The sequence below is a fragment of the Protofrankia sp. CiP1_Cm_nod3 genome, from assembly GCF_982290655.1.
Window position 1 is genome coordinate 24,955 of sequence record NZ_CEVIVD010000006.1, and the last position, 8,363, is coordinate 33,317.

Annotated in this window: 10 protein-coding genes; 7 read left to right on the forward strand and 3 right to left on the reverse strand. The window is 71.6% G+C overall.

What is annotated here, in order from left to right; translation table 11 throughout:
* The first annotated feature begins 23 nt into the window (after positions 1-23).
* The 3 genes from AC5LUJ_RS02825 (at position 24) to AC5LUJ_RS02835 (ending at position 3,227) form a co-directional block, all read left to right on the forward strand.
* A complete protein-coding gene (locus AC5LUJ_RS02825; protein WP_250283006.1) occupies positions 24-1,019 on the forward strand; it encodes an NAD-dependent epimerase/dehydratase family protein in 996 nt (331 codons plus the stop codon).
* Positions 1,020-1,022: 3 nt separating this feature from the next.
* On the forward strand, positions 1,023-2,192 hold the full coding sequence (locus AC5LUJ_RS02830) for an MGDG synthase family glycosyltransferase (protein WP_250292676.1): 1,170 nt from the start codon (positions 1,023-1,025) through the stop codon (positions 2,190-2,192).
* A gap of 114 nt (positions 2,193-2,306) precedes the next feature.
* The gene (locus AC5LUJ_RS02835; RefSeq protein ID WP_250283002.1) at positions 2,307-3,227 is read left to right on the forward strand and encodes a DMT family transporter; all 921 of its coding nucleotides are present in this window, start codon (positions 2,307-2,309) and stop codon (positions 3,225-3,227) included.
* A gap of 207 nt (positions 3,228-3,434) precedes the next feature.
* On the opposite strand, the gene AC5LUJ_RS02840 is transcribed toward AC5LUJ_RS02835, so the two are convergent.
* Positions 3,435-3,593, reverse strand: a complete 159-nt coding sequence (locus tag AC5LUJ_RS02840) for a hypothetical protein (RefSeq protein WP_250292674.1) — start codon at positions 3,591-3,593, stop codon at positions 3,435-3,437.
* A 504-nt stretch (positions 3,594-4,097) separates the two neighbouring features.
* Between AC5LUJ_RS02840 and AC5LUJ_RS02845 the strand changes: the two genes are divergently transcribed.
* Positions 4,098-4,301 carry a hypothetical protein gene (locus AC5LUJ_RS02845; RefSeq protein WP_250282997.1) on the forward strand — a complete coding sequence of 68 codons (204 nt, stop codon included), beginning with the start codon at positions 4,098-4,100 and terminating at the stop codon, positions 4,299-4,301.
* 187 nt (positions 4,302-4,488) lie between these two features.
* On the opposite strand, the gene AC5LUJ_RS02850 is transcribed toward AC5LUJ_RS02845, so the two are convergent.
* On the reverse strand, positions 4,489-4,749 hold the full coding sequence (locus AC5LUJ_RS02850) for a hypothetical protein (protein WP_250282995.1): 261 nt from the start codon (positions 4,747-4,749) through the stop codon (positions 4,489-4,491).
* A gap of 18 nt (positions 4,750-4,767) precedes the next feature.
* Complete coding sequence (locus AC5LUJ_RS02855; protein WP_250282993.1) at positions 4,768-5,043, reverse strand: hypothetical protein; 276 nt, start codon at positions 5,041-5,043, stop codon at positions 4,768-4,770.
* 411 nt (positions 5,044-5,454) lie between these two features.
* Here AC5LUJ_RS02855 and AC5LUJ_RS02860 point away from each other — a divergent pair, with 411 nt between their 5' ends.
* The 3 genes from AC5LUJ_RS02860 to AC5LUJ_RS02870 all read left to right on the forward strand — a co-directional run.
* A complete protein-coding gene (locus tag AC5LUJ_RS02860; RefSeq protein ID WP_493464410.1) occupies positions 5,455-6,843 on the forward strand; it encodes a ferredoxin reductase family protein in 1,389 nt (462 codons plus the stop codon).
* A complete protein-coding gene (locus AC5LUJ_RS02865; protein ID WP_250282989.1) occupies positions 6,840-7,466 on the forward strand; it encodes an FMN-binding protein in 627 nt (208 codons plus the stop codon). The genes AC5LUJ_RS02860 and AC5LUJ_RS02865 overlap by 4 nt, the downstream gene beginning before the upstream one ends.
* The coding region (locus tag AC5LUJ_RS02870) for an FAD:protein FMN transferase (RefSeq protein ID WP_493464411.1) at positions 7,459-8,363 on the forward strand (905 nt) is incomplete at its 3' end. The genes AC5LUJ_RS02865 and AC5LUJ_RS02870, both read left to right, overlap by 8 nt.

Below are 8,363 nucleotides of genomic sequence, written 5' to 3' on the forward strand. Positions count from 1 at the left end.
CCGACAATTCTGGACGGATGACCATGCGTATAGCCGTCACCGGCGGCTCCGGCTTCATCGGGGCCCATGTAGTGGACCGGCTCGCCGATGCCGGCCATGACGTGATTTCACTCGATCTACAGACGCACAAGACTGATCCACGAGCCGACCGCAGAGCACTCGACGTTCTGGACCTGCCCGCCGTCACCAGTGCGTTCGACGGCTGCGAGGTGGTTTTCCACCTCGCCGGCATGTCCAATGTCGACCACGCCTTCGCCGACCCGATCCGGACCGTGCGGCTCAATGTCGAGGGCACGGCGAACGTCTGCGAGGCGGCGCGCGTCGCCGGTGTGCGCCGGGTGCTGTTCGCCAGCACCGTCTGGGTCTACGGCGCGGCCGGCGGTGACCCGGACGACCCGCACCCGCTGACCGAGGACGTCGAGTTCGCGCTGGCCCGCGCCGGCCATGTCTACACCTCCACCAAAATAGCGGCGGAGCTGCTGCTCCACAGCTATCAGCAGACCTATGGTGTGGACTTCACAATTCTGCGCTACGGCATTCCCTACGGCCCCGGCATGCGCGACGAACTCGTCCTGGCCCGGTTTCTCCGGAAGGCGCTCGACGGGGAGCCGCTCACGATCGCCGGCGACGGCCAGCAGTTCCGTAACTACGTGTTCGTCCGTGACCTGGCCGACGCGCACGTGCTCGCCATGGCCGACTCCGCACGGAACGCGACGATCGCGCTCGAAGGCGACGAACGGGTCAGCGTGCTGGCGATGGCGCAGGCGGTCCGTGACCATGTCCCCGGCGTCCGGATCGAGCACGTGCCGGCGCGGCCGGGTGACTTCCGGGGGCGGCCGGTGTCGAACGCGGCGGCCGAGGCGCTGCTGGGCTGGCGTCCCACCACCCGGTTCGCCGACGGGGTCCGGCAGTATGTCGAGTGGTATCTGGCCGACCGGCGGCCCACCCGTGACCAGGTGGTCCCGGTACCACCCCGCCAGGCGGCCGACGGCGTCGGCGTCCCGGCATCGTCCGAGTAAGTCATGATCGACGATATGGCCGATGGCCCCACGGGTGGCCCGGTGACGGTCCCGGCCCGGCAGCCCCAGCACGCTGGGAAGCGGGCGTTGCTGCTGTCGGGCTCGCTCGGGATGGGCCACGATGTCATGGCGCAGGCCTGCGCGCACTCGCTGGCCCTGCGTGGGTTCTCCACCCGCACGCTGGACTCCCTGCGCATGATGGGCGGCCGTGCCGGGGCCATGGGGGAGGCCGTGTTCCGGGGGATGCTGGCCGTGCCGGGACTCTACGACGCGGTGCACTTTTCGCAGATGCGGCCGGGCGGCCCGTTGGCGCGGGTGATCGAGGCGGTCGCGTCCCGGTTCCTCGTCCCCAGGCTGGCGTCGACGCTGCGTGAGCAGCCGGTCGAGCTGCTTCTGTCGATCTTCGCGACCGGGGCCGCGGCGGCGAGCCGGATCAAGCCCGAGCATCCTGACATGATCACGGCGGTGTTCTGTACGGATGTCTGCGTCCACCGGCTCTGGGTGCACGACAACACCGATCTGTACCTGGTCACCTCGGCCACGGCAGCGCGGTTCGTCCGCCGGTTCCATCCCCAGGCGCGGATCGCCGTCGTCCCGACGCCGGTGCGCCAGCCCTTCTACGACCCACCGACGCAGGTGGCGGCCCGGGCTGCTCTCGGCATCCCCGCCGACGCGCGCTGCGTACTGCTGATGTCGGGCTCCTGGGGCCTCGGCCCGTTGGTCGACGGTGCCCGGGCGCTGGCCGAGGCCGGTGTGTGGGTGATCGCGGTGGCCGGGCGCAACACCTCGCTCGAGGCCCGGCTGCGGGGACTGGCGCGCACGCGCCAGCAGGTCATCCCGTTCGGCTTCACCGACCGTATCCCCGAGCTGATGGCAGCGAGCGATCTTGTGGTCACCTCGTCGGGGGACACCTGCAGCGAGGCCCGCGTGATCGGGCGCGATCTCCTGCTGCTCGACGTCGTGCCTGGTCACGGCCGGGACAACCTCCAGCTCGAACTCGACCGGGGCCGGGCGGACGTGACCTCCGCGGACACCGCGTCCCTGCGCCGGTCGGTGCTTGCCGCGCTGGACCGCACCAAGCCGCCCTCGGTCCGCGTGGTCGGTACGCCGGACGCCTGGGAGCAGGCGTTCGGCGCCGCGCTCAGTCAGGTCGAGCTCGGTAATGGCTGGTAGGACTGGTAGGAGACAGCCCGTACGGGCGTGGCGTGGCAGCGGAGGTGGGATGGTGGGAGACGTGGGACGCAGCGGTGGCGCACGTACGCACCTCGGCCGGATTCCGGGCGGCGCGTGAACGACGCGCTTGCCGTCGGCGCGCCGATCGCGGTCGTGTCAGCGGCCTTCTACGGGATGGCCCCCATGATCCAGGCTGTCGCGGCGCGGCAGGCACCGCCTGGCGGCGGGCTCGGGCTCGGGCTGTTGCTCCGTCTCACCGTGCGCCCGCTGTGGCTGCTCGGGCTCGCGGTCGAGGCCGGGTCGTTCCTGCTGGAGGTGCTGGCCCTGTCGGTGGCCCCGGTGGCCCTTGTCGCGCCGCTGATGGCGGGCGACATGGTGGTCTTCGCGCTGCTGGCCCGGCGGTTCCTCGGGGAGCGGATCAGCCGGGCCGGCTGGCGCGGGATGGCGTCCATGGTTGCCGGAATCGTCCTGCTCACCTTTGCCTTCAGCCGCGGCGCCGAACTCGGTGACCCGGCGAGCAATCATGATATGGGGCTGTTCCTGGCCTGCGGGCTGACGTTCACGGCCGTGGGCGCCTGGCTGGCGAACCAGGCGGGCAGGGCGGAGCGGGTTGCCCGGGCGGCCCTGCTGTTCGGGCTGTCCGCGGGGGCCTGTTACGCGATCGCGACGTTGGCGACCCGTCAGATCGGCCTCTACCTGGACGATCATGAGCTGGCCCGCCTGCTGGCCACCCCGACCCCGTACGTCCTGATCGTTTTCTCCGTGCTCGCCCTGGGCCTGGAGCAGCGGGGACTGCAGGGGCGGGCGGCGGTGATCGCCTTCCCGGTGACCAGCGGGGTATCGGCCTTCCTGCCGGTGATGCTCGGGCTGACCCTGTTCGACGAGTCGGCACCCGAAGGACCGCGGATGGTGGCCTTCGTCGCCTCCCTGGTACTGGTCGCGGCCGGGATTCTCGGTCTGGGCAGGGACCGGGTGGCAGGCGGCGCGCACGAGCGGGAGCCCCAGCACGAGTCGCACTCCGAACGGCCGCAGTGACTCCGAACGGCCGCAGTGGCGGTGTAGAGAACTCCACTCGTCACAGCGGGTCGCTGATGCCGTCCGCCGGGCGGGGCGGAAGAAGAACGAGACCGCTCTGGCGGGTGCGTTCTTCCCCGGCCTGCCGACGGATCGGATCGGCTCGGCTCGGCTGGACCTGCTGACCGGGACCTTGGCCGGTTGGCGGTCGTGCGTACGGCGGTCAGATCAGACGTGGAACCTTTCCAGCGCCTTGCGGACACGGGAGTTCGCCTGAGCAAAGCTGATCTTTCCGTCGACGTATGCGGCGAGGGCGGTGCGGCGCACCCGCTCGACACGTGGATCCTCCAGCGGGGTGCTGAGCAGGTTAGTCGTGACAGTGGCCACGCTGATCACCTCCCGTTGCGCGGAAACAACAGCGACGAAAAGACCGCCTGACAGCGTCAGGCGTGCAATGAATCCAGAGAAGGGCTCGCGCTCCATGACGATCGTCGTCCGGAGCGCCGCGTGATCGACTACCTACGTCCCGCCGACGCGTGACCGTGGCAACCAATCGGATCTGCAGGCCGGGCGGGAGGGAAGCCTGAGACGCCCCGACCCTGGGGCTTCCGCCCAGTCGATGGCGTTCATGGCACCTGCGCTCCTCCACGGCAACAGCGGGTGTGGATACCCGCCAGCAGGGTCGGGATGACGTCTGCCTGCGTCCGTCGTCAAGACCAACGCTGGAAGAACCACAACCCGACCGGACAGCTACAAGAGTGCGCCGTTGTGAGCCCGATCGCAAGACCCTTTCTGTCAGGTCATCGATCGCATCCTTACAGTGACCATTGTCGCGGCTCGTCGGCCGACCGCTGCGGCTGGCGCCGTCGCGAACACGAAGAGCGTCTGGGCGTGCTGCCCTGGGCGGCCGGCGGCCGGATGGCCGCCGAGGCGCCACAGCGGCTGGCGCCGGGCGGCCACCTGCTGGTCGAGACCAGCGAGCGCCAGGCGGCGCGGACCGTCGAAGCCGTCGTCCGCAACGGGCTGCTCCCACAGGTGGTCACGTCCGACGAACTGAACGCCACCGTCGTCATCGGGACGAAGCCCATCCGGTAGGAGGGCCCCGCACCACGGCCTGCCGGCCGCCCTCCGTCCGGCCGGCAGGCCGTGGTCCCGCATGAGATGAGAGCTCGGGGCCGGGTGCGGACGGTGGGGCGCTGGGCCTTCACCCGACCAGAAAGAGAAAAACAGGAAGAGGAAACAGAAAGAAGAAAGAGGAAAGGTGAAAAGGAACAGGTGAAGATCAGCTCTGCTGTTCCGCCGGAGCGGGACGCAGAACCGCGCCCAGCGGGTGCGGCTCGTCGCCGGCCACGTCCCACAGGACGAGCGCCGCTCGGTCGATACCGTCGACGGTCCGTACGTCCGCGCCTGTTGGCCCGGGTTCCGCGAGATCGTCGGGACGGATCCGGCTGGGCGCGGCTATGTAGTCACCATCGGTGAAGGGCCGGAGGTCGGCGCCGAACGGTGTCGTTTCCGCTTCCTGCCCGGGTGAAATCCTGGCCATAGCGTCACAGCTCCTTTGTCACAGCGTCTGGATGGCGACGATTTCGGCTGTGCCGCCGGGGCCGCTGCTGTTGGTCACCCGGACACGTACCGGCCGGCCGGAAGCCTTGGCGGCGGTGGCGATTGTCAGTACTTCTGATTCGGTCGAGTCCGGCGCGGTGTAGATCCGCCGCCATCCGACATGGCCGATCGTGTAGCGGTACTCGATCCAGGCCGTGCTGCCTCCCGCGAAGACGTTCAGGACGTATGCGTCGTAGTCGATCCACTGGCTTTGGTCCCAACCAGAACGCGGCACGATCGGCCTCCCCCTGTGCGTGGCCCGAGGCGGTGACTTCGGGGCTCGGTTATCAAGGGTATTTTTGTGTCGCCGCTGTGCTATCTCCCATCCGACACAGTCCACTAACCGACCCGGCGGTCCGGTCCCCTCGCCGCCCCGCGTCGAAAGCCGTCGCCATCTCGTCGGGACGCCCGCGGCCGGTCGGGAGCCCTACGATCGGTTTTTGCGGTCGGGGTAGGAAGACCGTGGAAGTCCCGGCAAGTTCTGAGGCTCTTCACAGCGTTTTCCCAGCTTTCACGGTCATCATCCGTGTCCATGAGCTTCACGTGGTATCCGGCTGGCGGGACACGGACGCGCGGGCCGGCCCGCGTCGGCACGGCGGCGCCCACGCGGCAGCCAGGTCCTCCCCGCCCGCCGGGAGACCAGGCCGTGCCGGGTGCGGCCCACGGCCGGCACGTGCCGCCGCGCCGCTCCCCGCGCTGGTCCCCGCGGCTCGCCGTACGGCTCGCCCTGGTGGTGTGGGGAGCCGTGGTCGTGGCCCTGTGGTGGTTCGACACCGCCGCGTCCAGCGTGCGCGGCGCCGGGCCGGCCATGACCGCGGCCGGCCGGGTCAGCGGCCTGCTGGCGGCCTACCTGGTGCTCGTGCAGCTCCTGCTCATGGCACGGATCCCCGTTCTCGAACGTGCGGTCGGGCTCGACCGGCTGGCGGCCTGGCACCGTGGGCTGGGCACGAACGTCGTGCTGCTCATCGTCGTCCACGTCCTGCTCACGGTGTGGGGCTACGGCCTGACCACGCATCATCAGCCGCTGTCCGAGCTCGTCACGGTGGTCACCACCTATCCGGAGATGTGGAAGGCGACCATCGGCACCCTGCTGTTCGTGGCCGTCGGAGTGGCCAGCGCCCGCGCGGTCCGGCGGCGCGTCTCCTACGAGGCCTGGTACCTGCTGCACCTCACCGCCTACCTTGCCGTGCTCCTGGCGTACTCCCACCAGACGGCGACCGGCGCGGACTTCGTCGGCCATCCGGTCAACCGGCTGCTGTGGCAGGGGATGTACCTCGCGGTCGCCGGCTGCCTGGTCGTCTGGCGGCTGGTCCTGCCGGCCGTGGCCGTCGGCCGGCACCGGATGGCGGTGGAGCGGGTGGTCCACGAGGCGCCCGGGGTCGTCTCGGTCTGGATCCGCGGCCGTGACCTGCATCGTCTCGGTGCGGTGGCGGGGCAGTTCCTGCTGTGGCGGTTCGCCGCCCGCGGGCATCTCGTCAGCGCGCACCCCTATTCGCTGTCCGCCCCGCCGCGACCGGACCGGCTGCGCATCACGGTCAAGGCCACCGGCGACCACTCCCGCGCGATCGCCCACCTGCGGCCGGGCACCCCGGTCGTGGCCGAAGGCCCGTTCGGGCACTTCACCGCCGAGCACGCCAGCCGGGGCAGGACACTGCTCGTCGGCGGCGGCAGCGGGATCGGACCGGTCCGGGCGCTCACGGAGGAGCTGCTCGCCCGTGGCGACGACGTCGTGGTGGTGCACCGGGTCAGCCGGGCGGGTGATCTCGCGCTGTGGCAGGAGTTCGAGCGGCTGGCCGGCAGCGGGCGGCTGGTCGGCAGCGGGCGGCTGGTCGTCCACCGCGTGGTCGGTTCCCGGCGCGACCTCGGATACGACCCGCTGGCGGCGCGTTTCCTCGTCGCGGCCGTGCCGGACGTCGCCGAACGGGACGTCTTCGTCTGCGGCCCCGCCGGGATGACACACGCGGTCGTCCGGGCGCTGCGCGGCCTCGGGCTGTCCGGCAAGCAGATCCACACTGAGGAGTTCACGCTGAGATGAACGAGAACGCCGGAAAATCCCACCGGGCGCGGCTCGGCCTTGCCGCGCTGCTGGCGACCGTCGGCCTGGTGGTCGGCGCGAAGGCCGCGACCGGGCCCGGCGAGCGGCCCGTGGCGCTCGCCGTCGCGCCGGCCACGGCCGGTACGGGCCAGCGGCCCGCTACGGCGGGAGGTGTCCCGGCTCCGGATCCGGCGGATGAGGCCTCCGGATCCGCTGGTTCGGACGGGCACGACGGGTCCGCCGCCGACGACAGCGGCCGGCCCGCGGGATCCGGATCGGGCGGGGCGGGCGGCGCGACATCCGTCCCGTCGAGCCCCGCCGCCGGCGGCTCGTCGGGCACGGCCACCACCCGGACGGTGACGGGGGACGCCGTGCGCACCCGCTACGGCTTCGTGCAGGTCCAGGTCGTCCTGAGCGGAAAGACGATCACTGATGTGGTGGCCCTGCGGCTGCCGGACCGGGAGCGGCGCGATATCGAGATCAACAACTGGGCGGTGCCGATCCTGCGCCAGGAGGTGCTCGACGTCCAGAGCGCCCGGATCGACACCGTCTCCGGGGCCTCCTACACCAGCGACGGTTACGCGCAGTCCGTCCAGTCCGCCCTGGACCGGGCCGGTGCCTAGCCGGCCGGGCCGGGTCCACGCCGAACCGGTGATGGGCACGGTCGTCAGCATCGACATCCGCCGTCCGCGCGGCGCGGCGGAGCTGGGCCCCTCGGAACTGGACGCGGCGATCGCGGCGGCGGCCGCGGTGCTGCACCGGGCGGACGAGGACTTCAGCACCTTCCTGCCGGGCTCCTGGGTCTCCCGGCTGCGGCGCGGCGAGATCGGCCTCGACGACTGCCCGGAGCACGTCCGCGAGGTGTACCGGCTGGCCGACGCCTGCCGGGAGCGGACCGGCGGCAGCTTCGACCCGGCCTGGCGGGCGGACGGCACCCTGGATCCGACCGGCCTGGTGAAGGGCTGGGCGGCGGACGCGGCGTCCCGGGCGCTGACCGACGCCGGCGCCCCGGACCACTGCGTCAACGCGGCCGGGGACCTGCTGGTCCGGGGAGCCTCGGGGACGGGCCGGCCCTGGCGGGCCGGGATCGCCGACCCCTTCGAGCGGGCCCGGCTCGTCGCGGTGGTCGAGGGCACGGATCTCGCCGTCGCCACGTCGGGCGTCTCGGAGCGGGGCGAGCACGTCGTCGACCCGCGTACCGGGACTCCGGCGAGCGCGCTGGCCTCGGTCACCGTCGTCGGGGCGGACGCCTACGCCACGGCCGCCCTGGCGGACGCCTACGCCACGGCCGCCCTGGCCGCCGGCCACGCCGCGCCGGCCCTGCTCGCCGATCTCGCCCGGCAGGGATGGGCCTGGCTGACGGTCGACGCCACCGGCCGGCTGGCCTGTTCGGCCGGCTTCCCCGGCCAGGTTGCCGCCGCCGCGTCCGCGCCGTCCAACAGGGCTTCCCTATCGGATACACACCGTTCGGGGCAGCTTTCCTCCGCACCTGTCCGGTCCGCTCCCGGCGCTGTCGGGCC

Bases quoted from the DNA above. Each gene is read 5' to 3' on its own strand.
- AC5LUJ_RS02825 (WP_250283006.1), top strand. From the start codon at position 24: ATGCGTATAGCCGTCACCGGCGGCTCCGGCTTCATCGGGGCCCATGTA.
- AC5LUJ_RS02865 (WP_250282989.1), top strand. From the start codon at position 6,840: ATGAACGAGAACGCCGGAAAATCCCACCGGGCGCGGCTCGGCCTTGCC.
- AC5LUJ_RS02830 (WP_250292676.1), top strand. From the start codon at position 1,023: ATGATCGACGATATGGCCGATGGCCCCACGGGTGGCCCGGTGACGGTC.
- AC5LUJ_RS02850 (WP_250282995.1), bottom strand. From the start codon at position 4,749: ATGGCCAGGATTTCACCCGGGCAGGAAGCGGAAACGACACCGTTCGGC.